Source organism: Duganella fentianensis (assembly GCF_009857835.1).
Lineage (GTDB): Bacteria > Pseudomonadota > Gammaproteobacteria > Burkholderiales > Burkholderiaceae_D > Rugamonas > Rugamonas fentianensis.
The window spans coordinates 580,648-606,850 of the sequence record NZ_WWCL01000004.1; the positions used below are offsets into that span (position 1 = coordinate 580,648).

At 59.4% G+C, this 26,203-nt stretch carries 27 protein-coding genes and 1 other RNA gene; 20 read left to right on the plus strand and 8 right to left on the minus strand.

All coding sequences use genetic code 11. The features are described 5' to 3' along the window. Positions 1-40: 40 nt before the first annotated feature. From GTP23_RS19685 to GTP23_RS19710, 6 genes are all read left to right on the plus strand, one after another. Complete coding sequence (locus tag GTP23_RS19685; protein WP_161036659.1) at positions 41-655, plus strand: hypothetical protein; 615 nt, start codon at positions 41-43, stop codon at positions 653-655. Between the two features lie 73 nt (positions 656-728). Then, on the plus strand, positions 729-1,694 hold the full coding sequence (locus GTP23_RS19690) for a zinc ribbon domain-containing protein (RefSeq protein ID WP_161036660.1): 966 nt from the start codon (positions 729-731) through the stop codon (positions 1,692-1,694). Positions 1,695-1,761: 67 nt separating this feature from the next. Then, positions 1,762-3,081 (plus strand): SPFH domain-containing protein, encoded by a 1,320-nt coding sequence (locus GTP23_RS19695; protein ID WP_202412258.1) that lies wholly within the window; start codon positions 1,762-1,764, stop codon positions 3,079-3,081. 15 nt (positions 3,082-3,096) lie between these two features. Beyond that, the gene (locus GTP23_RS19700) at positions 3,097-3,450 is read left to right on the plus strand and encodes a DUF4339 domain-containing protein (protein ID WP_161036662.1); all 354 of its coding nucleotides are present in this window, start codon (positions 3,097-3,099) and stop codon (positions 3,448-3,450) included. 2 nt (positions 3,451-3,452) lie between these two features. Then, positions 3,453-3,797, plus strand: a complete 345-nt coding sequence (locus GTP23_RS19705; protein WP_161036663.1) for a hypothetical protein — start codon at positions 3,453-3,455, stop codon at positions 3,795-3,797. 165 nt (positions 3,798-3,962) lie between these two features. Beyond that, a complete protein-coding gene (locus GTP23_RS19710) occupies positions 3,963-4,868 on the plus strand; it encodes a DnaJ C-terminal domain-containing protein (protein WP_161036664.1) in 906 nt (301 codons plus the stop codon). An 82-nt stretch (positions 4,869-4,950) separates the two neighbouring features. Here the strand turns inward: GTP23_RS19710 and GTP23_RS19715 are convergent, their stop codons facing one another. Continuing rightward, positions 4,951-5,925 (minus strand): LysR family transcriptional regulator, encoded by a 975-nt coding sequence (locus GTP23_RS19715; RefSeq protein ID WP_229256190.1) that lies wholly within the window; start codon positions 5,923-5,925, stop codon positions 4,951-4,953. Between the two features lie 118 nt (positions 5,926-6,043). Between GTP23_RS19715 and GTP23_RS19720 the strand changes: the two genes are divergently transcribed. The 4 genes from GTP23_RS19720 (at position 6,044) to GTP23_RS19735 (ending at position 11,208) form a co-directional block, all read left to right on the plus strand. Next, a complete protein-coding gene (locus GTP23_RS19720; RefSeq protein ID WP_161036665.1) occupies positions 6,044-6,655 on the plus strand; it encodes an FMN-dependent NADH-azoreductase in 612 nt (203 codons plus the stop codon). Between the two features lie 159 nt (positions 6,656-6,814). After that, positions 6,815-7,678, plus strand: coding sequence for a cysteine hydrolase family protein (locus tag GTP23_RS19725; protein WP_161036666.1), 864 nt, complete (start codon positions 6,815-6,817; stop codon positions 7,676-7,678). Continuing rightward, positions 7,675-8,868 (plus strand): nicotinate phosphoribosyltransferase, encoded by a 1,194-nt coding sequence (pncB, locus tag GTP23_RS19730; RefSeq protein WP_161036667.1) that lies wholly within the window; start codon positions 7,675-7,677, stop codon positions 8,866-8,868. Before GTP23_RS19725 ends, pncB begins: the two co-directional genes overlap by 4 nt. A gap of 27 nt (positions 8,869-8,895) precedes the next feature. Then, positions 8,896-11,208 (plus strand): putative bifunctional diguanylate cyclase/phosphodiesterase, encoded by a 2,313-nt coding sequence (locus GTP23_RS19735; RefSeq protein ID WP_161036668.1) that lies wholly within the window; start codon positions 8,896-8,898, stop codon positions 11,206-11,208. Here GTP23_RS19735 and GTP23_RS19740 read toward each other — a convergent pair whose 3' ends face one another. Next, positions 11,209-11,511: a hypothetical protein gene (locus GTP23_RS19740; protein WP_161036669.1), complete on the minus strand. Its 303-nt coding sequence runs from the start codon at positions 11,509-11,511 to the stop codon at positions 11,209-11,211. 40 nt (positions 11,512-11,551) lie between these two features. After that, positions 11,552-11,851: an antibiotic biosynthesis monooxygenase family protein gene (locus GTP23_RS19745; RefSeq protein ID WP_161036670.1), complete on the minus strand. Its 300-nt coding sequence runs from the start codon at positions 11,849-11,851 to the stop codon at positions 11,552-11,554. 262 nt (positions 11,852-12,113) lie between these two features. Between GTP23_RS19745 and ssrA the strand changes: the two genes are divergently transcribed. Further along, positions 12,114-12,473, plus strand: a transfer-messenger RNA (tmRNA) gene (gene ssrA, locus GTP23_RS19750). Between the two features lie 289 nt (positions 12,474-12,762). Here the strand turns inward: ssrA and GTP23_RS19755 are convergent. Then, positions 12,763-13,212, minus strand: coding sequence for an STY0301 family protein (locus GTP23_RS19755; RefSeq protein WP_161036671.1), 450 nt, complete (start codon positions 13,210-13,212; stop codon positions 12,763-12,765). Beyond that, positions 13,209-13,622, minus strand: a complete 414-nt coding sequence (locus GTP23_RS19760; RefSeq protein WP_161036672.1) for a BPSL0067 family protein — start codon at positions 13,620-13,622, stop codon at positions 13,209-13,211. The genes GTP23_RS19755 and GTP23_RS19760 overlap by 4 nt, the downstream gene beginning before the upstream one ends. Before the next feature lie 438 nt (positions 13,623-14,060). Here GTP23_RS19760 and GTP23_RS19765 point away from each other — a divergent pair, with 438 nt between their 5' ends. The 3 genes from GTP23_RS19765 (at position 14,061) to GTP23_RS19775 (ending at position 15,728) form a co-directional block, all read left to right on the plus strand. Further along, a complete protein-coding gene (locus tag GTP23_RS19765; RefSeq protein ID WP_161036673.1) occupies positions 14,061-14,636 on the plus strand; it encodes a PAAR domain-containing protein in 576 nt (191 codons plus the stop codon). A 1-nt stretch (position 14,637) separates the two neighbouring features. Further along, positions 14,638-15,198 carry a transglycosylase SLT domain-containing protein gene (locus GTP23_RS19770; RefSeq protein ID WP_161036674.1) on the plus strand — a complete coding sequence of 187 codons (561 nt, stop codon included), beginning with the start codon at positions 14,638-14,640 and terminating at the stop codon, positions 15,196-15,198. Positions 15,199-15,401: 203 nt separating this feature from the next. After that, positions 15,402-15,728, plus strand: coding sequence for a hypothetical protein (locus tag GTP23_RS19775; RefSeq protein ID WP_161036675.1), 327 nt, complete (start codon positions 15,402-15,404; stop codon positions 15,726-15,728). Between the two features lie 102 nt (positions 15,729-15,830). Here GTP23_RS19775 and GTP23_RS19780 read toward each other — a convergent pair whose 3' ends face one another. The 3 genes from GTP23_RS19780 to ompA all read right to left on the minus strand — a co-directional run bounded on the left by GTP23_RS19780 (position 15,831) and on the right by ompA (position 18,043). Next, complete coding sequence (locus GTP23_RS19780) at positions 15,831-16,523, minus strand: HAD family hydrolase (protein WP_161036676.1); 693 nt, start codon at positions 16,521-16,523, stop codon at positions 15,831-15,833. A gap of 14 nt (positions 16,524-16,537) precedes the next feature. Next, positions 16,538-17,233: a bifunctional 2-polyprenyl-6-hydroxyphenol methylase/3-demethylubiquinol 3-O-methyltransferase UbiG gene (gene ubiG, locus GTP23_RS19785; protein ID WP_155434655.1), complete on the minus strand. Its 696-nt coding sequence runs from the start codon at positions 17,231-17,233 to the stop codon at positions 16,538-16,540. Positions 17,234-17,323: 90 nt separating this feature from the next. Then, on the minus strand, positions 17,324-18,043 hold the full coding sequence (gene ompA / locus GTP23_RS19790) for an outer membrane protein OmpA (protein WP_161036677.1): 720 nt from the start codon (positions 18,041-18,043) through the stop codon (positions 17,324-17,326). Between the two features lie 446 nt (positions 18,044-18,489). Here ompA and gyrA point away from each other — a divergent pair, with 446 nt between their 5' ends. The 6 genes from gyrA (at position 18,490) to GTP23_RS19820 (ending at position 26,198) form a co-directional block, all read left to right on the plus strand. Continuing rightward, positions 18,490-21,135 carry a DNA gyrase subunit A gene (gene gyrA / locus GTP23_RS19795; RefSeq protein WP_155434657.1) on the plus strand — a complete coding sequence of 882 codons (2,646 nt, stop codon included), beginning with the start codon at positions 18,490-18,492 and terminating at the stop codon, positions 21,133-21,135. 108 nt (positions 21,136-21,243) lie between these two features. Beyond that, positions 21,244-21,795, plus strand: coding sequence for a DUF2059 domain-containing protein (locus GTP23_RS19800; RefSeq protein WP_161036678.1), 552 nt, complete (start codon positions 21,244-21,246; stop codon positions 21,793-21,795). Positions 21,796-21,805: 10 nt separating this feature from the next. Further along, a complete protein-coding gene (gene serC, locus GTP23_RS19805; protein ID WP_161036679.1) occupies positions 21,806-22,903 on the plus strand; it encodes a 3-phosphoserine/phosphohydroxythreonine transaminase in 1,098 nt (365 codons plus the stop codon). A gap of 3 nt (positions 22,904-22,906) precedes the next feature. Further along, positions 22,907-23,980 (plus strand): prephenate dehydratase, encoded by a 1,074-nt coding sequence (gene pheA / locus GTP23_RS19810; protein WP_155434659.1) that lies wholly within the window; start codon positions 22,907-22,909, stop codon positions 23,978-23,980. 148 nt (positions 23,981-24,128) lie between these two features. Continuing rightward, positions 24,129-25,238 (plus strand): histidinol-phosphate transaminase, encoded by a 1,110-nt coding sequence (gene hisC / locus GTP23_RS19815; protein ID WP_161036680.1) that lies wholly within the window; start codon positions 24,129-24,131, stop codon positions 25,236-25,238. A 57-nt stretch (positions 25,239-25,295) separates the two neighbouring features. Beyond that, positions 25,296-26,198, plus strand: a complete 903-nt coding sequence (locus GTP23_RS19820; protein ID WP_161036681.1) for a prephenate dehydrogenase — start codon at positions 25,296-25,298, stop codon at positions 26,196-26,198. Positions 26,199-26,203 lie beyond the last annotated feature (5 nt).

The window sequence follows — 26,203 nt, forward strand, 5'->3', positions numbered from 1 at the left end:
GGAGCGAGGCCGGTTTTGATAGTCGGCGGGAGATGTAGATATGCGTAAGAACATTTTGGGAACGATGCTGGCGCTGGCCATGGTAACGCTTGCAGCTCCTTCATATGCCCAGTTTGGCGGCCTCGGGAATGCGCTCGGCGGCGGCAGTAGCAGCAGTGGTGTATCGGCAGACAGCCTGGTCAAGAGCTACGTCGGTGGTGCCCAGCAGGTGATGAATGCGGATACCTTTTTCCTGAAAGCGCTGGGGCGCAAGGAAGAGGCCGAGCGTTCCGAGCTGGAAGCAAAAAACCTGACCAGCGGCGCCACGGTATCGGCCTTGCAGGATGCCGCCAAGGTGCAGTCGGAAAGCAGCAAAGCGCTGCAGGCTGCAATGGGCGGTGAAAAAGTCACCATGAGCGCAGACAGCAAGAAGTTATATGCCCAGGGTCTGGTGGAACTGGTCAAGGGCCTCAAGACCTATGTCGGCATGAGCGGCGATCTGAAAGGCTTCAAGCCTAGCGTCAGTTCGCTCGGTTCCGGCGCGGCGGCGGCTGCTTTCATCATCAAATCGATGCCGGACACCCTGTCCGGCCTGAAAGGGACGCTGAAGCGTTCGATCGACTTTGCCAAGGAAAACAAGATCGAAATTCCTACCGACGCGACCAACATGCTGTAAAGCCTGAAGGCGCGGCTGCAAGCGCGGCCGCGCCTGATTTTCCCTAACTCCCTTATCATCGAGAGCGATGCCCATGAGTTCCTCTGCCGACTTTTCCTCCACGCAGAAACGCGGAAACATCCATAAATGCCCTAGTTGCGGCGCCCAGTTGTCGGCCTTTGTTTCGGCATGCCAGTCCTGTGGCCACGAATTTACTGATATCGAGGCGAATCGTTCCATCACCGCGCTGACTGACCGTTTCGAGCAGATCGAGCGCGAAGCGGATGAACGCGGTCTGAGCGGCCGCAATCGCGAGAAAGCCATACTGGAAAAGCGCGCCCGCGTGATCCGTGATTTCCCCGTGCCGAATTCGCGCGAGGATTTGCAGCAGCTGATGTTCTTCATCCAGCCCAAGATTGTTGCCAGTGTCCAGCCTGATCCGAATATCGAAGACTGGCGCAGCAAATTTATCGAAGTGCTCAATCGTGCCCGCAACGCCTACAAGGACGACGCCAATATGCTGGCCGAATTCGATCGCGTCGAAGCCAGCCTGAGCGCCTCGGTGGGCGAACACCTGCAGATCAAGGCGAAACGCAATCCGCTGCTGTTTGCCTTGCTGGGCGGGGTGGTCATCCTCGGCGCTGTCGCTGCCGTCAGCTCGCAGATGGACAGCCGCAAGCAGCACCAGTGCGAAGAACAATATACCCAGGATGCCCAGAGCGAACAGGCGCGGCTGGAGAAGCTGATGCAGAGCGCGGAGCAGAGCTATCAGGGTAAAGCTTACCCTCAGGCGCAGGCCGTGGCGGGCAAGGTGCGCTGGGAACTGGCCGCTACCACCTGCAAGGTGGAGGAGAACCAGAAGGCCGGCTCGCTGTGGGATGAGAAGCGCGCCGGGTTGCTGGCCATGATCCAGAAGTCGGTCGACGCCGATCAGGCCGCAGCGCAGGCGGCGGCGGACCGGGTTTCGGCCGAGAAGCAGGCTGTCGAGCAGAAGGAAGCGCAGGTAGCCCGCATCAAGGCGGAAAAAGAGCAGGCGCAGGCTGTCGAGAAAAAGTGGTAGCACGGTATAGCTGTTGACGGGAGGAAGGCGAGAGATGGGCATATTCGGTAAAAAAAGCGAAGGCGGGATGCTGGATGTCATCCGCTGTGACCAGCAGGATTACCTGATCTGGAAGTGGAGTCCGGGCGGGGTGGTAAATAGCACCAGCAAGGAAAATGCGATACGCTGGGGCAGCAGTCTGCGTGTCAAGGATGGCGAAGTGGCGGTGTTTGTGTACAAGCAGCAGGACGGCGCCACCCAGGATTTCATCGTCGGTCCCTACGACGAGACCATCAAGACGGCCAACTTCCCCGTCATCTCCAATCTGATCGGGCTGGCCTATGCGGGCCAGTCGCCGTTCCAGGCCGAGGTGTATTTCATCAACCTGCAGGGGCAGCAGGACATACCGTTCGGGGTGCCTTATTTCCAGGTGGCGGACCCGCGCTATCCGGACTTCCCGGTGCGTATGGCCGCCCGTGGTTCGATCAAGTTCAACATCACCGACTACCGCGCCTTTATCAAGCTGCATCGCCTGATCAGCTTCGATATCAAGCAGTTCCAGACGCTGGTCCGCGATGCGGTGATCAAGTATGTCAAAGGGATCATCAACAACGTGCCGATCGATCATGGCATCCCCGTGCTGCAGATCGAACGCAAGCTGCTGGAGATTAATGATCTGATCGAGCCGCGTATCGCGCGCGCTTTCAAGGATGATTTCGGGGTGAATCTGGTGCGCTTCGACCTGTCCACCATCGAGGTGGACAAGGAGAGCGAAGAGTACGTGGAACTGCGCAGCATCAGCGCGAATCTGGAAGTGCAGATGCGCCAGAAGCAGAACGAAATCAATATGCGCAACCTCGACCAGACGCAGGCGATCAATGCCCACAATATGGAAGAGAGCTTGCGTATCCAGCGCGAAGCAGCAGAGAAATTCCAGTCCCTGCAAACGGAAACCCAGCATCTGGCCGCACACCAGATCAACCAGCAGACCAGGGTGCTGCAGGCTGCCGCAGAAAATCTGGGCAGCATGAGCACCATGCCTGGCGCGGGCGCAGGCGCGGGCTTTAATCCGGTGGGCATGATGACGGGCCTGGCCGTGGGCGGCGTGATGGGCGGCCAGATGGCCAATATGATGAACGCGGCCGGCCAGACCATACAGCAACCGCCACCGCCACCGCAGATCCAGTACAACGTCAGCGTGAATGGCGCCAGTACCGGCCCGTATAACTTCCCTCAGCTGGAAGCGATGGTCAGGGCCGGCCAGCTGACAACCCAGATGCATGTGTGGAAACCGGGCATGGCCGGCTGGGAACTTGCCGGTGCCGTGGCCGAACTGGCAGCGCTGTTTGCGCCTGCACAGCCGCCGGCACCGCCACCACCACCTCCGCCACCGCCACCGATGGCTTGAAACGGGAGACCGCGTATGAACGACGATAATTTTTTCTCGATTAACCGGCTGGTGGAATTCGGGCTAGGCGTGGCAGTGGCCAGGCAGATGACCGAATCCATGAACCAGGCGCTGAGCGCGACCCGGATTCCGGGCATCCATACGCCGCCGGCAGCGCCCACGCTACACCACTACCATGTGCTGCTCGACGGTAAGCCTGCCGGGCCCTTTACGGAGCAGGAGCTATCACGCCTGATTACCAGCGGGCAGTTGAGCAAGGATAGTCACGTCTGGCGGCCCGGCATGGCGAAGTGGGACAAGGCCGAGAACGATGCTTATATTCTGCGGCTGGTGGCGTTGTCGCCGCCGCCGTTTTCTGCGGAGGGCTAACGATGCGCATACATCCGGTGAATTTTCTGATCGCTCTACTGATCAGTGCATTGCTGACGCTGGGGCTGGTATCGCTCGATGCGAATCTGCTGAAAGGGGCAATAGGGATAGGCAGTTTTATTTTCTCGGGCACCACGCTGGCGCTGGCGCTGGGCGTCACTATCGAGAATGCCCGGGCGGCAGTCAATCTGAAAGTGCTGTCGCTGCTGTTCTTTGTGCTCGGCCTGGGCGTGAATCTGCTGTTTGCGTTCCTGTGGTCTTCGCTGGTGGGTTATGTCATCTGCTGCGGCATCGCCTATCTGGTCTATCTGCTGCTGGCCCAGTCCCTGTACGGGGCCAGACAGTAAGCGGGCGCTCACGGCGCTGACTGGCACGATGGCGATCTGCTGCTGTGCGTCGCCGCAGCAGAAGATCGATACGCCAGCATGGCCGTGCTCAAGGTCTGGTAGTATCAGCTTGCACGTTTGGCATTCTTGCCCGGGCGTGGCATATGCTAATACGGAGCGCGCGAAGTGGAATACAAGGATTACTACCAGACGCTGGGTGTAGCCAAGACGGCAAGCGAAGACGAAATCAAGAAGGCTTACCGCAAGCTGGTACGGAAATACCATCCCGATGTCAGCAAGGAAGCCAATGCCCAGCAAAAGACCCAGGAGCTGAACGAAGCCTACGGCGTGCTGGGCGACGCGGAAAAGCGCGCCGCCTACGACGATCTGGGGCGTGGCCACCACTACCGTGAAGGCCAGCAGTTCCGCCCGCCGCCGGACTGGGGCCGCACCCATGGCGGTGGCGGAGGCTTTGGCGGCATGGATAGCGATTTCTTTGCCGACCTGTTTGCCAATCTGGGCGGCGGCCGGCGCCGTCAGGCACCACCGCGCAAAGGCGACGATAGCCATGCCAGCATCGCCATCGATGTGATGGACAGCTATCAGGGCGCCAGCCGCAACATTACCGTCTACGTGACGGAAGCCGATGGCTACCGCAGTGAACGCACGCTGACGGTGAATATCCCCAAGGGCATCAGCGCGGGCCAGCAGTTGCGTCTGTCCGGTCAGGGGCAGGGCGGTGCCGGTGGCCCCGGCGATCTGTATCTGGAAGTCGAGTTCCGTCCCCATTCGCGCTACCGCGTCGAAGGGCGCGATGTGTATGCCAGCGTGCCGGTAACGCCGTGGGAGCTGGCGCTGGGCGGTGAAATCGAAGTGAACACGCCGTCCGGCAAGCTGACGGTGAATGTGCCGGCCGGTTCGCAGACGGGACGCAAGCTGCGCCTGCGCGGACGTGGCCTGCCGGCCAGGGAGGCGGGCGACCTGTACTTGCTGCTGGAAGTGGTGCTGCCACCGGCCACCAGCGAGAAAGGCCGCGCCGTGTATGAAGCCATGGCACGCGATCTGGCCTTCAATCCGCGCGCCGGCGATTGACACGCTGGCATAGGCGCGCTGGCGGTGGTGCGGGCGGCTGGCGCAAGATATCAGCTCAGCGCCGCACGCTACGTGGGCCGGATTAGCGCCGGCGTAGCGTCAGCGGTGCCGGTGCGCGCTGCGGCGCGGCCGCACATTCGGCCTGCGCTGCATCGGGCGCCGCATCTTCCAGCTCGAGGAATTGCTGCATCAGCCAGCGCGTGGCCGGTCCCGGTTCCTCGTCGCCACGGCGGATCACGTACAGCGGAAAGCTGAAGGAACTGCCTTCGCTTACATCGAGCTGCACCAGCTTGCCGTTATCCAGATCCCACTGAATGAATTCGACGGGCATATTGCCCCAGCCTATGCCGCTGCGCAGCAGCGCATGTTTGGAACTGAGGTCACCCAGCCGCCAGTCACGCAGCGCGCGCACACCGAAATCCTGTCCCTTGGTCAGCGTACTGCGGTCGGTCAGCACCAGCTGGGTATGTTCGCGCAGCACGTCGTTGGGTATCTTGCCCTTGATCTGGGCCAGCGGGTGCTCGGGCGAGACCACCGGCACCATGGTGACAAAGCCGCAGCTTTGTCTTTCGATCGTGTCCGGTGCACCGGGCATCCAGCCGCTGATGCCGATGTGGCACTCGCGCTCCATCACCAGCTGGGTCACAGCGCCCAGCGCTTCCGTGCGCAGGCGCATGGCCACAGTGGGGAACTCGTTCTGGAAAGCGTGCAGGATGCGCACCAGTTTGCAGGTCGAGAACATCACGTCGACCACCAGCGAGACTTCCGCTTCCAGTCCGGCCGACAGGGCTTTGGCACGCGCGCGCATGCCATCCACCTTGAGCGAGACGGCGCGTGCATCGGCCAGCAGGGCCTTGCCCGCTTCCGTCAGCACCGGTTTGCGCTTGCTGCGGTCGAGCAGGGCGATGTTCAGCTGGTCTTCCAGATTGGCGATGGTGTAGCTGATCACGGACTGGGTGCGGTGCAGGGCGCGTGCCGCATGGGCAAAGCCGCCATGGTCGATGACGGCAATGAAAACACGGAGCTGGTCTAGCGAGGGCAGGCCGGGATCGCGCATGGTGTACTTTCTGTTATCGATTTTATCGATGAATATGATTTAAATTAAGCCTATTTCGTCGATAATAAACTCGAACTATCATGCCTGCAATCCCTCTCCCTTTGAAAAGGAATTGAACATGGCAAACTTACTTCACATCGATAGCAGTGTACGTCAACAAGGTTCCCTATCGCGCCAGCTGGGCGGCGAATTCCTCGCCAAATGGCAGGTCGCCAATCCGGACGGTAAAGTCGTTACGCGCGATCTGGCCGCCAACCCCGTGCCGCACTTGACCGAACAGATGCTGGGTGCTTACTTCACGCCGGCCGAGCAGCGCAATGCCGAGCAGGCCCACACCATCAAGACGTCCGATGCGCTGGTGGACGAACTGCTGGCCGCCGACACCATCGTGATCGGCGCACCGATGTACAACTTCTCCGTACCCTCGGGCCTGAAAGCATGGATAGACCACGTGGCCCGCGCTGGCCGCACCTTTAAATACGGCCCTAACGGCCCTGAAGGTCTGGTGCACGGCAAGAAGGTGATCGTATTCGTCGCCTCGGGCGGCGTCTACAGCGCCGGTCCTGCCGCCGCCTATGACCACGTCACCACCTATCTGCGCACCGTGCTGGGCTTCCTCGGCATGACCGATGTCAGCTTCATCGTGGCCGAAGGCGTGGCCATGGGCGAAGCGGCAGTGGAAGCTGCACTGAGCCAGAGCCGCAACCAGCTCGAGGCAATAGCCGCCTAAGCTGTCTAGACAACACAGTCCAACTCCCTGGCGGTTGCGTGCCGCAGGGAGTTTTTTTGTTTTGAGCGTGCGGTTTGTTCTGCGATTTTCTCCGTCTTCGTTGATAATTGCGGTTACGCAAGGTTCGTTCTGCATTTCTGTGTCTGTTCTGGAGTCCCCATGTCGAGGAAGTTGCATTTGCTGATCATCGATCCGCAAAATGATTTTTGTGATCTGCCGGCGGCCTATTGCCCGGTCGATCCCGTCAGCGGTCAGGTGCGCGCGCCCGCGCTGCCCGTCGCCGGCGCTCATCAGGACATGCTGCGTCTCGCCCGGCTGATCAACTACGGCCGCGAAGCGCTGAGCGACATCAGCATCACGCTCGATTCGCACCACCGCTACGACATTGCCCACCCCACCTTCTGGCAGCGCGCCGATGGCAGCGCTGTCACGCCGTTCACTGAAATCAGTGCGGCGACCGTGCGCGCCGGCGAATTCCAGCCGCGCCAGCCGGTTGCGCTGCCCCGTGTGCTGCACTACCTCGACCAGCTGGAAGCGACGGGACGCTACCGTCTGATGGTCTGGCCGCTGCATTGCGAAATCGGTAGCTGGGGCCATAACGTGCATGAAGACGTGCGCCAGGCCTACGCCCAGTGGGAAGATGCGCAGCAGCGCGTGGTGCACAAGCTGAACAAGGGCAGCAATCCGTGGACCGAGCACTATTCGGCCGTGATGGCGGAAGTGCCCGATGCCGACGATCCGGCAACGGCACTGAACACGGCATTTATCGCCCGGCTGGCCCAGTCCGAGCGCATCTACGTGGCCGGCGAAGCGGGCAGCCACTGCGTCAAGGCCACGGTGGAGCACATCGTCGCCCACATCGGTGCCGACAAGGTGGCGCGGCTGGCCCTGATTACCGATTGCATGAGCCCCGTGGCGGGCTTCGAGGCCGCCTATCAGGACTTCCTGCTAGCCATGCAGGCACGTGGCGTGCGCCTATTGAGTGCAGCGCAGGCACAGGCGGAACTGGTGGCCAGCGCATGACGGCGCCGGTAGTCCGCAGTCTGCTGGAAACAGACCTGTATAAATTCACCATGTGGCAGGCGCTGCTGCATGGCCACCCCAACTCGCACACCGAGTACGAATTCGTCTGCCGCAACCAGCCGGTTTATCCGCTCAGCGAGCTGCGGGAAGAACTGGAGCGCGAGCTCGATCATCTGTGCAGCATGAGCTTTAGCGACGAGGAATTGCGCTACCTGCGTACGCTGCGCTACATCAAGAGTGATTTCGTCGACTTCCTCACCGTGTTCCGCTTCCAACGCCGTTTCATCACGGTGGGCACGGATGGCGATACCCTGACCATACGCGCCAGCGGACCGCAGGTGCACGTAATGGGCTTCGAAATCTACGTGCTGTACATCGTCAACGAGCTGTATTTCCGCCGTTTCGACCAGAGCGCAGCACTGGCCGAGGGGCGCGCCCGCCTGCAGGCCAAGGTCGCCGCGCTCAAGGCCTTCGGCCAGCAGCCGGCACGGCGTAATCCCTTCGAGTTCTCCGATTTCGGCACCCGCCGGCGCTATTCGGGCGTCTGGCATGATGAGGTGGTGCAGTGTCTGGCGCGCCAGGTGCCCGAGTATTTCAAGGGCACCTCGAATGTGTATCAGGCCATGCGTTTCGGGCTGGTACCTATCGGCACCATGGCGCATGAATACATGCAGTCCTTCCAGGCCTTCGGCGTGCGTCTGCGCGACTTCCAGAAAGCTTCGCTGGAAGCCTGGGTGCAGGAATACCGCGGCGATCTGGGCGTGGCCCTGACCGATGTGGTGGGCATGGATGCCTTCCTCAATGACTTCGACCTGTATTTCGCCAAGCTGTTCGACGGCCTGCGCCACGATTCCGGCGATCCCGTGGTCTGGGGCGAAAAGGCGCTGGCCCACTATGCGCGCCTGCGCATCGACGCCAACACCAAGCGGCTGGTGTTTTCCGACGGCCTGAATCTGCACAAGGCGTTCGAGCTGTACGGCCATTTTGCCGACCGCATCATGACCGGCTTCGGCATCGGCACCCATCTGACCAATGACATGGGGCTGGAGCCGCTCAACATCGTCATGAAGCTGGTGGCCTGCAATGGTCAGTCGGTGGCCAAGCTGTCCGATTCACCCGGTAAAACCCTGTGCAAAGATGAAACCTTCCTGGCCTATCTGCGCCAGGTTTTCCAGCACCATAACAGTTGAATGGCCTAGAGCAGATACGTCGTTAAGATGACAGTCACCCACTACCTATACCTGATCAATGCAGGGGTGTTCAGCATCATGGGCAGTTGCTTGCTGCTGATCTGGCGCCGTCACCGCAGCCAGACCTTTGCGCGCGATATGGGGCTGGCCACGCTGTGCGCTGTACTGCTGCCTATGAGTTATCTGCTGCATCTGCTACTGCCAACGCAGCTGACGCTGCTGCCGCCGTTGCTGGCGCTGCTGGGCGCCATACCCAGCCTGCTGTTCCTCGCGTCTGGCGTGCTGCGACTGGCCGGGCGCAAGCTGTCGCCGTTGCCGGCCATTACGCTGGCGGTGCTGGCGATCTTGACACTGATGCTGCCCCAGTCCGGCCACAAGCTGTTCTACTGGCCGATGGCGTACATGCTGGTGCTGTGCGTGATGGGGGCGCTGGTGATACGCTGGCTGTGGCGGCTGGAGGGACTGGAGCGCTGGGTGGGCCCGTTGCTGATTCTGCTGGGCCTGAACCAGCTGTTCCTGATTATCTATGCCGAACAGGGGCTGGCCGCCAACATCCTGTGGGCCACCCTGATCCGTACCGCAATCGGCGCGATATTCGCGCTGGCCGCGCTGGAAGGCGCGATCCGCGAATCGGCGCGGCTGGCCGTGCGCTTCCAGCAGATGACGGAACATACGGTGCAGGGCGTGCTGGTGACGGACAGCGAACGCATACTGTACGCCAATCCGGCCGTGCGTAATCTGTACGGCGTGCCGCTGGGGCAGGGCGCCTATGCCAGCCTGCGCGAGCTGCCGGCCGGGCTGTTCTGCGAGCAGACCATGCTGCGTTTCCACCAGATGCTGCAGACGGGCCAGCAGGATGTGGCGCACTGGGAAGACCGCTGCGAAGTGGCGGGCGGCCGTACGCTGGAACTGCGCTTCGAAGCCTGGCGGGTGGAATGGGATGGCCAGCTAGCCACGCAGATACTGATTACCGACGACAGCGAACGCAATGCCAGTGCACGCGCCCTGCTGCATCAGGCTAGCCACGACGAGCTGACGGGCCTGCCCAACCGCAGCGTGCTGATGCGCCACCTGCGCGAGTACTGCTATCTGGCCGACGGCTCCATGCAGTGCACGCTGGTAGTGCTGAATATCGACCGCTTCAAACTGTTCAATCAGAGCCAGGGCGATCTGACGGGTGACCAGCTGCTCAAGGCGTTTGCTGCCGCACTGGCGCAGGCGCTCGGTGAAACGGGCGAGCTGATGCGGTTAGGTGGTGACGAATTCGCCATCATCGATCCTTCCGGCGGTGACTTGCGCGGCATTGCCGAGCGCCTGCGCACGGCCTGCATGCAGGCGCTGAAAGTGCCGGGCGGCGAATACTTCATCGACGCCTCGATGGGCATGGCCGTGTTCCCCACCCATGCCGACAGCGCCGAAGCCCTGCTGCGCGCGGCCAACGCCGCCATGTATCAGGCCAAACGCACGCCGGGCACCTCGCTGGCCATGGCCGAGCAGCGCTTCGTGCAGATGTCGCGCGATACGCTGGCGACGGAACAGGCGCTGCGCAAGGGCATACGCAACCACGAGTTCTATCTGGAATACCAGCCCAAGATCGATGCTGCCAGCGGCAAGCTGCTGGGCTTCGAAGCGCTGGCGCGCTGGTTCCGTCCCGAAGTGGGGCAGGTCAGTCCGGTGGAATTTATCGCCGTGGCCGAGCGTACCGGGCTGATAGGCGAACTCGGTTCCAGCCTGCTGGAGCAGGCCTGCTGCCAGATTGCCCGCTGGCGTAGCGAGCTGGGCGCCTGCGTGCCGGTGGCGGTGAATGTCTCGCCGGTACAGCTGCTCAATCCCGGCTTCCCGCAGCGCGTGAAAGCGCTGCTCGAGCATACCGGCATACCGGCCGAGAGCCTGACGCTGGAAATTACCGAGAGTGCGGCGGTGGATAATCTGGAAGACACGCGCCAGCAGCTGACGGTGCTGGAAGAGCTGGGCATCAAGGTGGCGATGGACGATTTCGGCACGGGCTTCTCGTCGCTGAGCATGTTGCGCCAGCTGCCGCTTAGCACAGTGAAAGTCGACCGTGGTCTGATCGAACCGCTGCCTGCACCCGATGCGGTGGCCGTGGTACGGGCCATCTGCCAGCTGGCGGCGGCACTTGATCTGGAAGTGGTCGCGGAAGGCATAGAAACACTGGAACAGGCGATCACCGCGCGCGACGCCGGTTGTCACGTGTTCCAGGGGTATTTCTACGCCAAGCCGCTGGCCATGGCCGAAGCAGGCGCATGGATGGAGCGCCTGTATGCCGAGCAGGCTGGCGCTAGCAGCACCGGGGGCAGCGCCGCTAGCGTTGCCGGCTGATCAGGCGTGGCGGGCGCCAAAGCCGGCCATGATGGCATCGGCCTTATCCCGCTCATCCTCATCGTAGATATCCAGCGTCAGCATGGCGCCGCTGCGCTCGCGCGCCGCAGCCGCCGCTGCCGCGCCGCCGGGCGTCAGGGCATCGAGGATGTTGCCTACCGTGCTGGTCGGCACACTGGCAGGCAGCGGTTTATGCTTGGTCAGCTGAATGCAGGACTGCGGAAAACCGCTGGCCAGCAGGGCGCTACGGGCGCTTTCGGCGTCCGTGACTTCGGCAAAATTGCGGTGGATGGTACGGGTCATGATGTGGTGCCTCCTGTCAGGAATTGCACGTACGGATGGCTTAGAAGCCGTTGACCACGGTATTGAAATGTTCCACTTTCGGTGGCTGGGCAAAATAGCCGCCTACCAGACCGCGCCACGTTACAAAGCCTTCGCTGCCACGGAAATCGACGACGTGGTTATCCAGTGTTTCCCAGCCCACTACCAGATGGTAGGTGTCGGGCACTTCGATGTCGCGGTCGAGGCGCATGGAAATGCAGCCCTTGGCGGCTTTGAAGACGGGGATGGCCTGGGTCACGGCAGCCTGGAAGGCTTGGTGCGCGTCGGGTTTGATGTACAGCTCGGCTACTTCGTAGATCATGGAACTTCCTTTCATGGTATGCCGCTATTGTGCCTCAAGCGTGGCGACACAGGTAGTACGGCTGTGCGCGGAGCGCGCGCATGCGAGGAAAAGGTGTTGGTGCCGGTATATTTCCCGACCGCCGGCGCCGGTAGTAGCGACCGTCGTGCGGTGCTAATGGGTGGTTCTATGTGAGAACTGTGGCCATGATAGTGGTCAAATATGACGGGCGTTTGACGGGGATGCAGGCGGCTGGAAAAGGGAGTAGAATGGTGGTGTCTGTGGGGCCGACCTGGTTTCGACGTGGGTTGCAAAGCAGAACAGGGCATACCGAGGCCTGGTTACCTCGTAAATACACCCAGAAATCAATAACTGCAAACGATAACTCGTACGCACTGGCAGCCTAAGGGCTGTTAGCTCCTAAACGCTTCTTCCCTGGGGCGGACCGTTAAAAGTCATGGAGTCATTTACAGGGAATCGCGCTGTAACGGGTCACTTGAAGCAGCGCTAAATCTAAGGTGAATCGCCTGTCCATAACGTGCACATCCGTGCTGTACAGGTTAAATTAAATGATAGTGCTAAGTATGTAGAACTGTCTGTGGAGTGCTTGCGGACGCGGGTTCAATTCCCGCCGGCTCCACCACTAAATCCCAAAAAAAAGCCTCGGCGCTATGCGTCGAGGCTTTTTTTTTGGCCGCAGGCTGCAACGGGCGGGAATTGAACCCGCGGGACGCGGGGCCGTGCGGGGAATTCGGCGCGCAAGCGCGCCGCCCGCGCGGCGGGTTGCGCTTGCAAGCGCAACCCTCTCCGATTCGCCCGACTAGAAATCGCCGTAGGCGATTTCGCGCGAGCGCGAGCGAGCGCTGGCCGCCGCAGGCGGCGTGCAAAATTTCCTCATGGCACAGTTGAGCATACTTAGCCACTGACCGTAGTTACCTGCAAACGAGCTGCACGCTTTCCATGATGGGGCTTTTTGTGGAAATAGAGCTTAGAGTACATTCACTTGCACTCTCCGGCACCTGTTTGAACAGTTTAAGTGTTGCGCCGCTTCCGCCATAGCCACAGTACATCCACAGCGTGTGCCCATGGGGTAAATCAAAGCTCCAGTGTTGCGTCTCCGTGGTCTGTTTGCCTATCCTGCGACGGGTGTTGCCATCAGGGACAAGAAAAGCCAATTCTTCAGGCGCACCATGCAACATCCCTCCCTCGGTCAAATAAACAGGTCGAAGCATGTGCAATTCCCAGCCTGCTGGTGGGTGCTGTGATTGAATAGCATCTGGCTCTAATCGTTTTGGGCAGGAAATCGGCTGTTCGATTGCTAAGGCAATACCGTTAGCAAAAATTCCGAAAGCCGTAATGGCAAGAATGACGGATCTCATCATTCGATCACGAAGTAGGCAAGTGCGTTGTCGGATGGGTTTCTAAAGCTTCCATCTTTATTGCGCTGCTGGCGAGGCGGCGGAATGCGAATCAAGCGGGCAGAGATGACTGCTTTAGCTTTCCATTGATCCACAACCCAGATTCCACTCTGCATAACCTTCAAAACAATTGCAGCGTGGTTTCCATGCGCGAGATTCGGATAGCGTCCATTGACGAAGGTAGCGATCGCTGTGCCCTTTGCGATCTTAGTACCTAGTTCGAGCACATTTCCCCCAGCTCGCCATGATGAGGTCGGGGCTCCAATCAAACCCGGCACAAAATGTTTGATGAGTGCAACGCAGCTTCCATCGCCGACTGCTGCTGGAGGTGGGTCTGTATCCAGCGCGTCCACCTCCTTGTAGATGTAAGGCATACTCTTCTCCGTGTTGGATGGGTATGCCTGATTGTTTGCTGCAGAGTTACTGGCTACATTGTGTTAAGACAAGGTAGATAGTCGTTTGGCGAAATTGATCCTCTTTGGTTCGCTAGACAGTTTTGATGTTTAGTTTTTCCAGAGCAGATCAATGTGCGTCGGGCCTTTTATTTTGGCCGCAGGCTTTAGCGGGGCGGGAGCGAACGCTAGCAGTCGCAGGCGGCTTCACGCATCGTTGGCGCATGCATGTGGGTGAGGCATTGATCACGATTAGTTGAGAATAGTTGCTAGCTCTTGTCTCACCTCAAGTCCAGCTTGATACTTGTCGGTTAGCGTTATGAATTGTCGGGCATGCACTTCTTCATAGAATTCATATGAGTGTCATCTGGGGATGTTTATCAGAGGACTTCATATTTCTATCCAGCATTAGGAGGCGATGTGAAGAGATATACCATCACCGAAGGAGCGTACACAACTGCGGGCGGAACCGTAGTTGAGGGCAGTAGTCATGGGAAAATTTGTGGCAAACAAATAGCCCTTGAAGGTGACGTGGTGTTCTGTGTCGCCTGTCATTCGTTTGGCAAGATTAAATGTTCTGGTTTCAGACTTGCTGAGACATGGCAGGAGAAATTAGTCGCTCTTGAAAATGATTTGTGTCTATGTCGCTGCCTGATCAGTCCCACTCTTATCGCAAATCAGAAGCAACGCGCACAATCAGTTGGTCCGGATGCGTCTGAACATGTAGTTAATATGGACGCTATCGGGCAAGGGGCATCCAGAACAGGAACGGGGGCAATTAGTCACGATTTGTATTTTCAGTTAATTGATGATGTTTCTAGTCTGCCTCTTGTTCACTGGCCATATTCTATTGAGGTAAATGGGACTGTAGTAACGCAGGGAGAATCTGACGAGGAAGGATTTACCGATAGGGTAACAGCTGAGTCTGCAGTAGAAGCTGTGTTGCGAATCCATGAGTGCGCCATTCTTCCTGTTAATCCGGAATGGGATCGCTGAAATGACGAAAACACTTAGGGTAATAAAGCATCGCGCCAGATTGACTCATACCTCGGATACGAAGCCAGCAATTGTTAAGGTGGATGACTCGGCTCGATTGCGTGAGATTCGGGGGCTGGTAGAAAAAAATAATCGATCGGTTCTTGGTGTTGAATTAATAATTTGTCAAATATATATGGAGTCTCGCTTTGATGCTCGTGCTGGAGAGAGTCATGATGCACGTGGTCTAATGCAGATGCAGAAGCAAGGTGTTCAGCAAGTTTATAAATATCGAAAGCAGAAAGCGTTAGGACATATGCCGAGTGATCGGGAAACACAGCAGGAGTTTTCCCACGCGGCACGATTACATAGCAGCGATGATATTTTTGATGAGGCTACGAATATTCAACTTGGTACCGAATACATGCAGTACTGGCTCGATACTTCGAAGTCGATCGAAGAGGCCTATAAGCGTTATCGCGGGATAGGGAATGGCATCTATTTTAAGAAAATAAGCGCCTGCGCTGAAAGGCTGAAACTATCTCCTGATTCAATGCAGGTTCTTAGGGAGATCGGTCAGTGAACAGGTTTAATGCACTGCTTTATTCTTTACTGTTGGTAACGCCAGTCTGTACTGGTTCGCCCTGGGAGGTAGTTCGCACATGCCTATCAGCGCATGGTGCAGTTATAGCGTTACTGTCCCAATATACGGTCGATGGCAATAGATTTGGGTTGAGAATAGACGGAAAGGTCGTCCCAGCCTTTTCGGAAAGTGGAGAGCATGAAGTGTTGGGTACGCTGAATTATTCAGCATGTCGGCATCGGGTTTTGATATTTGATGTCAGTTATGGGCCGCCTTATCGGAAAGGTGTAGCAGTCCGGATAAACGCTTCTAGCGGCCAGATCGATCGGATTGATTTTGCAGAAAAGGCTAAGCCTAAATGGCTTTATCTGAGTAAATCACAAATAAAACTTGCTATTCCGAATATTGGAATCGAGCGGAAGGGTAAATATCTGATTTATGATTCATTAACATCGGCAGATGCTGAATTGTCGCCTCTTGCTTCGGATACCCTGCCGGATAGACGTGGGTACACGGTTCTGGAGTTGTGATTGGCGCACGGAAGAAAATTGATACTTACAGAATTGGATCTGCAGCTTGATGGATTGAATAATTAGGCCCTGTAGTTACTTGCCGGAGCTGGTAACTTCAGACTACGCAGCCAGCTCGGCCTGCTGGCGCAAACAATCGCGCAGCAGGGCAAGCAGTTGCAGCGGCTGCGTATGCAGATAGTCTGCCTGCCAGCTACGCGGCTCCTCGGCGCCGGCATAGCCCCAGCCAGCGGCAATGGTCAGCATACCTGCCGCTTTGCCCGCCTGAATATCGCGCAGATCGTCGCCCACATACCAGCACTGTTCCGGTGCTACGCCCAGACGGCGCGCCGCTTCCAGCAGCGGTTCCGGATGCGGCTTGGCATGCGCCGTGGTATCGCCCGAAATGGCGCAGCCGGCGTGGCCCAGCCCGATCTGCGGCAGCAGCGGATCGGTGAAACGCTGCGATTTGTTGGTTACCACACCCCAGCGCAGTCCAGCCGCTTCGATGCCATCGAGCAGCTCCTGCACGCCGTCGAACAGGCCGCTGTTGACGGCCATGGCGGCCTGATAGTTGGCGAAAAAGCCGTCGCGCAGCACGGCAAAGCCTTCATCTTCCGGCGTCAGGCCGAAGGCCGCACCTATCATGCCGCGCGCACCGGCCGAAGCGGTAGGGCGCAGCACATGGTAGGCGGTCGGCTCCAGTCCGCGCTCGGTGCGCAGCAGGTTGACGGCGGCGGCCAGATCGGGCGCCGTATCGGCCAGCGTGCCATCGAGGTCGAACAGAATGGCGCGCGGCGCAGCAGGGTGGCTCATGGGCTAGGTCTTTCTTACAGCGGACGGGTGGCAGCGACCAGATAGTTGACGCTGGTATCGTTGTTGAGCGAGTAGAACTTGGTGAGCGGGTTGTAGCCCATGCCCTTGAAGCCCGCCACATCCAGACCGGCGCTGCGGATGTATTGCGACAGCTCGGACGGGGTGATGAACTTCTCGTAGTCGTGCGTGCCCTTGGGCAGCATGCGCAGCAAGTATTCGGCACCGAGAATCGCAAACAGATACGATTTCGGGTTGCGGTTCAGGGTCGAGAAGAACACATGGCCGCCCGGTTTCACCAGCGTGGCCGCCGCGCGCACGATGGCGCCCGGATCGGGCACGTGCTCCAGCATCTCCATGCAGGTCACCACATCGTACTGGCCGGCTTCTTCGGCGGCCATGGCTTCGGCCGAAATCAGCTTGTAGCGCACTGCCACGCCCGATTCCAGCGAGTGCAGGTCGGCTACTTTCAGGGCTTTCTCGCCCAGGTCGATGCCCGTTACATTGGCGCCTTTGCGCGCCATCGATTCACTGAGGATGCCGCCACCGCAACCGATGTCGATCACTTTCTTGCCGGCCAGCGGCACGCGCGCATTGATCCACTCCAGACGCAGCGGATTGATTTCGTGCAGGGGACGGAATTCGGAAGTAGGGTCCCACCAGCGGTGGGCCAGGTCGGCAAATTTCTGCAGTTCTAATGGATCGGCGTTCATGGTGTTTTTCTCAAAAGCGAATCCCGCTATTCTAAATCAGCGGGCGTAAAAAAACCCGCCGAAGCGGGTTTTCCTTGATGCGGTGGGCAATTACTTGCTGGTGCCTACCACTTCGATTTCTACGCGACGGTTTTTGGCGCGGCCTTCAGCAGTTTTGTTGTCTGCTACAGGTTGTTTCTCGCCTTTGCCTTCGGTGTACACGCGGTTGGCTTCTACGCCTTTGCCTACCAGGTAAGCTTTGACAGCGTTAGCACGACGCTCGGACAGTTTCTGGTTGTAAGCATCGGTACCGACCGAGTCAGTGTGACCCACGGCGATGATAACTTCCAGATTGATGGTGCCCAGTTTCGAGCTCAGGTCGTCCAGCTTGGCTTTGCCTTCTGGTTTCAGGACCGATTTGTCGAAGTCGAAGAAGGCGTCAGCAGCGAAGCTCACTTTTTGAGCGGTCGGTACTGGTGCAACTGGCTTCGGTGCCGGTGCTGGTGCCGGTGCCACTGGAGCAGGAGCTGGTGCTGGTGGTGGCGGAGGTGCTACGCACTTGCCGTTTTCCAGTTTCTCTGGCTCTACGCAGATCGGCGCGTCGCAACCTGGCACGGCATCAGCCGGGGTCCAGTAGCCGGTACGCCAGCACAGGCCGAATGGGTCACGGGCGATTACGCCGCGGGCATCCTGCACATAAGCGCTCTTAGGCGTAGCTGCCTTGATGTCCTGGGTGACAGGCGCGTATGGTGGCGCGGTCGGCGCGGTCTGGGCGAAAGCCGAGCCGGCGAATGCAGCCGAGATGGCCAGCATCGAAATCAGTTTTTTCATCTTTTTCTTCCTTTCGGGGGTGATATCCGCAGAAAACTGCGCGACGTAGTGATACATAAGACCAATTTTACCACGCAGGGGCGTCGCTAGGCTTTCTCGATTGTGAAACATGCAATGAGGGTCTTATTCATTCTGCCACAAGCGATTTAGCGACGTTTGCGGGCTCCAACATGACTCCGCGCCGCTTTCGACCAAAATGTTGTTTAGTTGCAACGTGATTGTCGATAATAATTCCTCAATGTGTCATGAATATTACAAGGTGTTACAACCTGTTGTAGATCGCGCAACGCGCCTGAAAGTGGCACAGTGGCGGATTTGCGCAGGTCGCCTTGCGCGCATGGTAAAATCGTACGCTTGCCCATCCTTACGGAGGGCGGTGCAAGAGATGCAGTACCTGCGGCATACATTGCTTAATAAATCACAGTCATAGATCAGTCGACCCGCCAATGGATCAATTCGCAAAAGAAACAATCCCAATTTCCCTCGAAGAAGAGATGCGCAAGAGCTACCTCGATTACGCCATGAGCGTGATTGTGGGCCGCGCCTTGCCGGATGTGCGTGACGGCCTCAAGCCGGTGCACCGCCGGGTGCTGTTCTCGATGCATGAGTCGAATTACGTGTGGAACCGCCCCTACGTCAAGTGCGCCCGTGTGGTGGGCGACACCATGGGTAAGTACCACCCGCACGGCGATGCCTCGATTTATGACACGCTGGTCCGTATGGCGCAGGATTTCTCGCTGCGCTACATGCTGGTCGATGGTCAGGGTAACTTCGGTTCCGTCGATGGCGACGGCGCGGCAGCAATGCGTTACACCGAGTGCCGTCTGGACAAGATCTCGGCCGAACTGCTGGCCGATATCGACAAAGAAACCGTGGATTTCCAGCCTAACTACGACGGCAAGGAAAAAGAACCGACGGTACTGCCTACCCGTATCCCTAATCTGCTGATCAACGGTTCGTCCGGTATCGCGGTGGGTATGGCCACCAACATCCCGCCGCACAACCTGCACGAAGTGATCTCGGGTGCGCTGCACGTGCTGAACAACCCGCACTGCTCGATCGACGAATTGATCGAGCTCATTCCGGCACCGGACTTCCCGACCGGCGGCATCATCTACGGCGTGTCCGGCGTGCGCGATGGTTACCGCACCGGCCGTGGCCGCGTGGTGATGCGCGCCAAGACCCACTACGAAGAATACGGCAAGGATGGCGGCCGTACCGCCATCATCGTTGACGAGCTGCCGTATCAGGTGAACAAGAAGTCGCTGCTCGAGCGTATCGCCGAGAACGTGCGTGACAAGAAGCTGGAAGGCATTTCCGACATCCGCGACGAATCCGATAAATCGGGTATGCGCGTGGTGATCGAGCTGAAACGCGGTGAAGTACCGGAAGTGGTGCTGAACAATCTGTACAAGCAGACCCAGTTGCAGGATACCTTCGGCATGAACATGGTGGCACTGGTCGATGGCCAGCCGCGCCTGCTCAACCTGAAAGAGATGCTGCAGTGCTTCCTGTCGCACCGCCGCGAAGTGGTCACCCGCCGTACCGTGTTCGAACTGCGCAAGGCGCGCGAACGCGGTCACGTGCTGGAAGGTCTGGCCGTGGCACTGGCGAACATCGATGAATTCATCGCCCTGATCAAGGCCGCACCAACCCCGCCAGTGGCAAAAGCTGCCCTGATGGACCGTTCGTGGGATTCCTCGCTGGTGCGCGAGATGCTGGCCCGTACCAGCGAAGGCAGCACCATCGGCGGCATCGAAGCCTTCCGTCCGGAGCACCTGCCTAAGCACTACGGCATCCAGGCTGACGGCATGTACCGTCTGTCGGATGATCAGGCACAGGAAATTCTGCAGATGCGTCTGCAGCGCCTGACCGGTCTGGAACAGGACAAGATCGTCAACGAATACAAAGACGTGATGGCCGAAATCGCTGACCTGCTGGACATTCTGGCCACCCCGGCCCGCGTGACTACCATCATCACCGATGAAATGACCCATGTCGCCAACGAGTTCGGCGACCGCGCCAAAGATCCGCGCCGTTCCAGCATCGAGCACAATGCGACCGATCTGGGCACGGAAGATCTGATTACGCCGCAGGATATGGTGGTAACCCTGTCGCACACGGGTTACATGAAGGCCCAGCCGATTTCCGAATACCGTGCGCAGAAGCGCGGCGGTCGCGGCAAGCAGGCCATGGCCACCAAAGAAGAAGACTGGATCGATCAGCTGTTCATCGCCAACACCCACGATTACATCCTGTGCTTCTCCAACCGTGGCCGCATGTACTGGCTGAAGGTGTGGGAAGTGCCGCAAGGCTCGCGCAACTCGCGCGGCAAGCCGATCGTGAACATGTTCCCGCTGGCCGATAACGAGAAGATCACCGTGATCCTGCCGCTGTCGGGCGACAACCGTACCTTCCCTGAAGATCACTACGTGTTCATGTCCACCAGTCTGGGCACCGTGAAGAAGACCCCGCTGAAAGACTTCAGCAATCCGCGTAAGGCCGGCATCATTGCGGTCGATCTGGATGAGGGCGACTTCCTGATCGGCGCTGCGCTGACCGATGGCGCACACGATGTGATGCTGTTCTCCGACGCCGGCAAAGCCGTGCGTTTCGATGAAAACGATGTGCGTCCTATGGGCCGTAATGCCCGTGGCGTGCGCGGTATGAATCTGGACGAAGGCCAGCGCGTGATCGCGCTGCTGGTGGCCGAGAACGAGCAGCAGTCGGTGCTGACGGCAACCGAAAACGGCTTCGGCAAACGTACGCCGATTATCGAGTACACCCGTCATGGCCGCGGTACCAAGGGCATGATCGCGATCCAGACTTCGGAACGTAACGGCAAGGTGGTGGCAGCGACGCTGGTTGATTCCAGCGACGAAATCATGCTGATCACTACCGGCGGTGTGCTGATCCGCACCCGCGTGTCGGAAATCCGTGAAATGGGCCGCGCCACCCAAGGCGTGACCCTGATCGCGGTGGAAGACGGCACCAAGCTGTCCGGCCTGCAGCGCGTGGTGGAAACCGACATCGACGAAGTGGAACTGGAACCGGGGCCTGACGCCAAGCCGGCTGACGCCCAGCCCGAGTAAGTCAACGCCATAAGCCGGACGCTGTTCCGGCTGGCAGCGGGGTCAGGTTTATTGCGCGGATAAATGCGACAATGAAGCTGGCCCCTTTTTTTTTACTGTGGAGTGAAGATGAAAAAGATCGTAGTGAATACCGTAGCAACTGCTGTAGCAGCGCTGGCCCTGCTGGCCAGTGGCGGCGCTTATGCCCAGGCTACGGAAGCCTCCACGGCCGCCGCACGCGAGCTGTTTGAAGCGATGAACTACCGCACCATGATGAACGGCATGATGCAGCAGATGGCGCAGGGCATAGGCAACTCCATGCGTGCGGGTGCCGAAGCGGCCATCCGCAACAACCCGAAAGCGTCGGAGCAGGACAAGCAGGCTGCCATCATCAAGATGGAAGCAGAACTGCCGGCAGCCATCAAGCCGGTGCAGGAAATGCTGAGCGACCCGTCGCTGGTGGATGAAGTGCTGGCCGAAACCGTGCCGCTGTATGCGCGCACCTATACGGCCGACGAGCTGAAACAGATCACGGCTTTCTACCGTACGCCGGTGGGCAGCAAGATGCTGGCCTCCATGCCCAAGCTGATGGCCGAAGGCATGCAGATCGGCCAGCAGGTGGTGGCGCGCCGCGTCGGCCCGCTGATGCAGAAAATGCAGGAAAACAAAAAAACCAAATAAGGATCGCAACGTGACTCACATCTATAATTTTTCCGCCGGCCCTGCCGTACTGCCGAAGGAAGTGCTGACCCGGGCTGCTGCCGAAATGCTGGACTGGCATGGCAGCGGCATGTCGGTGATGGAGATGAGCCACCGCGGCCCCGAATTCATTTCGATTTATAAGGCAGCCGAGCGCGATCTGCGCGAACTGCTGGCAGTACCGGACAATTACAAGATTCTGTTCATGCAGGGCGGCGGTCTGTCGCAGAACGCCCTGATTCCGTTGAATCTGGTGGGCCACAAGCCGCAGCCAGCAACGATCGATTTCATTCATACGGGTTCGTGGTCGGGCAAATCCATCAAGGAAGCGGGCAAGTACGCCAGCGTGAATATCGCCGCCACAGGCAAGACGGGCGTGCCGCCCGTGGCCGAGTGGAAGCTGACGCCTGACGCCGCCTATCTGCACATGTGCACCAACGAGACCATCGACGGTGTGGAATTCGCCTTTGAAAATGGCGTGCCGGCCGGTCTGGCGGGCGTGCCTGACGAAGTGCTGCTGGTGGCCGATATGTCCTCGCACATTCTGTCGCGGCCTATCGACGTGTCGAAGTTCGGCCTGATCTTCGCCGGTGCACAGAAGAACATCGGCCCGGCCGGTGTCACCATCGTCATCGTGCGCGAAGACCTGCTGGGCAAGGCGCTGCCGGTCTGCCCGTCGGCTTTCGATTTCAAGCTGGTGGCCGATAACGAATCGATGTACAACACCCCGCCTACCTACGGCATCTATATCGCCGGACTGGTGTTCCAGTGGCTGAAACAGCAGGGCGGTGTAGCGGCGATGGAGCAGCGCGCCATAGCCAAAGCCGAGCTGCTGTATGCAGCGTTCGATGCGGACGACTTCTACCAGACCCGCGTCGAAAAACCTTACCGTTCGCGCATGAACGTGCCTTTCTACCTGAAGGACGAGAGCAAGAACGAAGCATTCCTGGCCGGCGCAAAAGCGCGCGGGCTGTTGCAGCTGAAGGGCCACAAGTCCGTCGGTGGTATGCGGGCATCGATCTATAACGCGATGCCTATCGAGGGCGTGCAAGCGCTCGTAGACTACTTAAACGAATTCGCTGGCCGATAATCCATGACAGACAAACTGAAACCCTTACGGGAACAGATCGATAGCATAGACGCGCAGATTCTGGATCTGCTCAACCAGCGCGCCCGCGTGGCGCAGCAGGTCGGCCATGTCAAGGCCGAAACCAATGCCCCCGTGTTCCGCCCTGAACGCGAAGCGCAGATCCTGCGCGGCGTGGCCGAGCGCAACCCGGGCCCTATGGGCAATACCGAACTGCAGACCATCTGGCGCGAAATCATGTCGGCCTGCCGTTCGCTGGAAAAACGCGTGACTATCGCCTTCCTCGGCCCCGCCGGTACGTATAGCGAGCAGGCCGTGTACCAGCAGTTCGGTACGGCCGTCGATGTGCTGCCTTGCTCGTCCATCGACGAAGTGTTCCGTGCGACGGAAGCGGGCACCGCCGAATTTGGCGTGGTGCCGGTGGAGAATTCCACCGAAGGCGCGATTGGCCGCACGCTGGACCTGCTGCTGCAGACGCCGCTGACCATCAGCGGCGAAGTGTCGATTGCCGTGCGCCACAGCCTGCTGACGGGTACGGGCAATATGGATGGCGTCAAAGCCATCTGCGCCCATGCGCAGGCGCTGGCACAGTGCCAGATCTGGCTCAACAACAATTACCCGGATATCGAACGCCGCGCCGTATCGTCCAACGCGGAAGCGGCGCGCATGGCGCGCGACGACCATACGCTGGCCGCGATCGCCGGCGAGCGCGCCGGTGTGCGTTATGGCCTAGGCACCGTCAAGGCGAATATTCAGGATGATCCGCACAACCGCACGCGCTTTGCCGTGATCGGCTATCTGCAGGCTGGCCCGTCCGGCAAAGACCGTACTTCGCTGGCACTGGCTGCGCCGCACAAGGCTGGCGCCATGTATGGCCTGCTCGGTTCACTGGCGCAGTATGGCGTGTCGATGACGCGCTTTGAATCGCGTCCGGCCCGCACGGGTAGCTGGGAATACTATTTCTACGTCGATGTGGAAGGCCATGTGCAGAACGAAGCCGTGGCCAAGGCACTGGAATCGCTGCAGAGTAACGCGGCCTTCTTCAAGGTGCTGGGTTCCTATCCCGTCAGCCTGACCTGAGCGCAGTCGTTTAGGCGTTCAGTCACGCACAGAATTGCGGGCGGGCAGACACCGCCGAGTCTACCCGCCGCGAGTTGGCTGATGCCGTGAGGTCGGCATCAGCGTCGTTTTATTAATCGAGTATTTAACGAGATAACAGAGAGAGACTATGTCCAACAATTACGGCCCAGACTACGTTCGCGCAATCGCCCCCTACCAGGCGGGCAAGCCCATCGCCGAGGTGGCACGCGAATTCGGCCTCGACGAAGAGGCTATCGTAAAACTGGCATCGAACGAGAACCCGTTCGGTGTACCCGCATCGGCTGTGCAGGCCATGAACGCTGCGGCGGCAGAACTGGGGCGCTATCCCGACGCCGCCGGCTTCGACCTGAAAGGCGCGCTGTCCAGGCGTTACGACGTACCGGCTGACTGGATCACGCTGGGTAACGGCAGTAACGATATTCTGGAAATTGCTGCCCACGCTTTCGTCGAGCGCGGCCAGTCGGTGGTGTACTCGCAATACTCGTTCGCCGTGTACGCACTGGCGACGCAGGGCGTCGGTGCGCGCCATATCGTGGTGCCGGCCAAGAACCATGGCCATGATCTGGATGCCATGCTGGCAGCCATCGAAGCGGACACCCGTCTGGTATTCATCGCCAACCCGAACAACCCGACCGGTACTTTCATTCCGGCCGCCGAGATTACCGCCTTCCTTGACAAGGTGCCGGCCCATGTAGTGGTCGTGCTGGATGAAGCCTACAACGAATTCCTCGCGACCGAGAACCAGTTCGAATCGGCCGAGTGGGTGAAAAAATATCCTAACCTGATGGTGTCGCGTACCTTCTCCAAGGCCTATGGTCTGGCCGGTCTGCGCGTGGGCTTCGCCATTGCCCAGCCGCCGCTGACCGACCTGATGAACCGCATCCGTCAGCCGTTCAACGTCAATTCGCTGGCGCAGGCCGCGGCCATCGCAGCGCTGAACGACAAGGAATTCCTGCAGAAGAGTGCAGCCAACAATACGGCCGGCTATCAGCAGTTCGTCGCCGCTTTCGAGCAGCTGGGTCTGGAGTATGTGCCGTCCTACGGTAACTTCGTGCTGGTCAAAGTGGGCAGCGATGCCGGTGCCGGTGCGCGCGTGAATCTGGCGCTGCTCAAGCAGGGCGTGATCGTGCGTCCGGTCGGTAACTACGGCCTGCCGGAGTGGCTGCGTATTTCCATCGGCCTGCCGCAGGAAAACGCTGTGCTGATCGCGGCGCTGACCAAGGCACTGGCTGAATAAGCAGGTAAATCAGGCTGGCCTGAGCGGGCCAGCCGCTTGAAAGATAAAGCTGAATCAATGCTGAATAAAGTCGTCATCTTCGGTGTGGGTCTGATCGGTGGTTCGTTTGCGCGGGCGCTGAAGCAGGCCGGTATGGTAGGTTCGGTAGTCGGCATGGGGCGCTCCGCCGCCTCGCTGGCACGGGCGCAGGAGCTGGGCATTATCGACGTGATCGGTAGCGATATGGGGCAGGCGATGCAAGGCGCCGATCTCGTACTGCTGGCCGCGCCGGTGGCGCAGACGGAAGCGATCCTGTCGGCGCTGGCGCCGCACCTGCAGCCGGGCACCGTGGTGACGGACGCCGGCAGTACCAAGTCGGATGTGGTGGCTGCGGCGCAGCGTGCACTGGGTGCCAAACTGGCCCAGTTCGTGCCGGGCCACCCGATCGCCGGCCGCGAGACCAATGGCCCCGATGCGGCCATTGCCGATCTCTACGTCGGCAAGAAAGTAGTATTGACACCTCTGCCGGAAAACAGCGCGGCCGATGTGGAAACTGTGGCCGCCGCATGGCGCGCCTGCCACGCCATCATCCACCGCCTGTCCGCCGAGGAGCATGACAAGGTGTTTGCCGCCGTAAGCCATCTGCCGCACTTGCTGGCGTATGCGCTGGTGGACGACATCGCCAACAAGCCGCATGCAGACTTACTGTTCCAGTATGCGGCCAGTGGCTTCCGCGATTTCACAAGGATCGCCGGATCGTCGCCCGAAATGTGGCGCGACATTAGCTTGGCCAATCAGACGGCATTGTTGACGGAGCTGGATGCATATCTGGCACAATTAACGGGCCTGCGTGCCCGTCTGGCCGCTGGCGACGGCGCGGCGCTGGAGGGCATCTATAGCAATGCCCAGCGCGCCCGCCACCAGTGGATCTCCGCGATCGAGGCGGCCGAGCAGCCGCCCGCGCAAGACCAAGCTGAATAAGCACT

What these genes read in the sequence shown, in the direction of transcription:
- GTP23_RS19685 (WP_161036659.1), top strand. Translation starts at nt 41, where the DNA reads ATGCGTAAGAACATTTTGGGAACGATGCTGGCGCTGGCCATGGTAACG.
- GTP23_RS19690 (WP_161036660.1), top strand. Translation starts at nt 729, where the DNA reads ATGAGTTCCTCTGCCGACTTTTCCTCCACGCAGAAACGCGGAAACATC.
- GTP23_RS19695 (WP_202412258.1), top strand. Translation starts at nt 1,762, where the DNA reads ATGCTGGATGTCATCCGCTGTGACCAGCAGGATTACCTGATCTGGAAG.
- GTP23_RS19700 (WP_161036662.1), top strand. Translation starts at nt 3,097, where the DNA reads ATGAACGACGATAATTTTTTCTCGATTAACCGGCTGGTGGAATTCGGG.
- GTP23_RS19705 (WP_161036663.1), top strand. Translation starts at nt 3,453, where the DNA reads ATGCGCATACATCCGGTGAATTTTCTGATCGCTCTACTGATCAGTGCA.
- GTP23_RS19715 (WP_229256190.1), bottom strand. Translation starts at nt 5,925, where the DNA reads ATGCGCGATCCCGGCCTGCCCTCGCTAGACCAGCTCCGTGTTTTCATT.
- GTP23_RS19720 (WP_161036665.1), top strand. Translation starts at nt 6,044, where the DNA reads ATGGCAAACTTACTTCACATCGATAGCAGTGTACGTCAACAAGGTTCC.
- GTP23_RS19725 (WP_161036666.1), top strand. Translation starts at nt 6,815, where the DNA reads ATGTCGAGGAAGTTGCATTTGCTGATCATCGATCCGCAAAATGATTTT.
- pncB (WP_161036667.1), top strand. Translation starts at nt 7,675, where the DNA reads ATGACGGCGCCGGTAGTCCGCAGTCTGCTGGAAACAGACCTGTATAAA.
- GTP23_RS19735 (WP_161036668.1), top strand. Translation starts at nt 8,896, where the DNA reads ATGACAGTCACCCACTACCTATACCTGATCAATGCAGGGGTGTTCAGC.
- GTP23_RS19740 (WP_161036669.1), bottom strand. Translation starts at nt 11,511, where the DNA reads ATGACCCGTACCATCCACCGCAATTTTGCCGAAGTCACGGACGCCGAA.
- GTP23_RS19745 (WP_161036670.1), bottom strand. Translation starts at nt 11,851, where the DNA reads ATGATCTACGAAGTAGCCGAGCTGTACATCAAACCCGACGCGCACCAA.
- GTP23_RS19755 (WP_161036671.1), bottom strand. Translation starts at nt 13,212, where the DNA reads ATGATGAGATCCGTCATTCTTGCCATTACGGCTTTCGGAATTTTTGCT.
- GTP23_RS19760 (WP_161036672.1), bottom strand. Translation starts at nt 13,622, where the DNA reads ATGCCTTACATCTACAAGGAGGTGGACGCGCTGGATACAGACCCACCT.
- GTP23_RS19770 (WP_161036674.1), top strand. Translation starts at nt 14,638, where the DNA reads ATGACGAAAACACTTAGGGTAATAAAGCATCGCGCCAGATTGACTCAT.
- GTP23_RS19780 (WP_161036676.1), bottom strand. Translation starts at nt 16,523, where the DNA reads ATGAGCCACCCTGCTGCGCCGCGCGCCATTCTGTTCGACCTCGATGGC.
- ubiG (WP_155434655.1), bottom strand. Translation starts at nt 17,233, where the DNA reads ATGAACGCCGATCCATTAGAACTGCAGAAATTTGCCGACCTGGCCCAC.
- ompA (WP_161036677.1), bottom strand. Translation starts at nt 18,043, where the DNA reads ATGAAAAAACTGATTTCGATGCTGGCCATCTCGGCTGCATTCGCCGGC.
- gyrA (WP_155434657.1), top strand. Translation starts at nt 18,490, where the DNA reads ATGGATCAATTCGCAAAAGAAACAATCCCAATTTCCCTCGAAGAAGAG.
- GTP23_RS19800 (WP_161036678.1), top strand. Translation starts at nt 21,244, where the DNA reads ATGAAAAAGATCGTAGTGAATACCGTAGCAACTGCTGTAGCAGCGCTG.
- pheA (WP_155434659.1), top strand. Translation starts at nt 22,907, where the DNA reads ATGACAGACAAACTGAAACCCTTACGGGAACAGATCGATAGCATAGAC.
- hisC (WP_161036680.1), top strand. Translation starts at nt 24,129, where the DNA reads ATGTCCAACAATTACGGCCCAGACTACGTTCGCGCAATCGCCCCCTAC.
- GTP23_RS19820 (WP_161036681.1), top strand. Translation starts at nt 25,296, where the DNA reads ATGCTGAATAAAGTCGTCATCTTCGGTGTGGGTCTGATCGGTGGTTCG.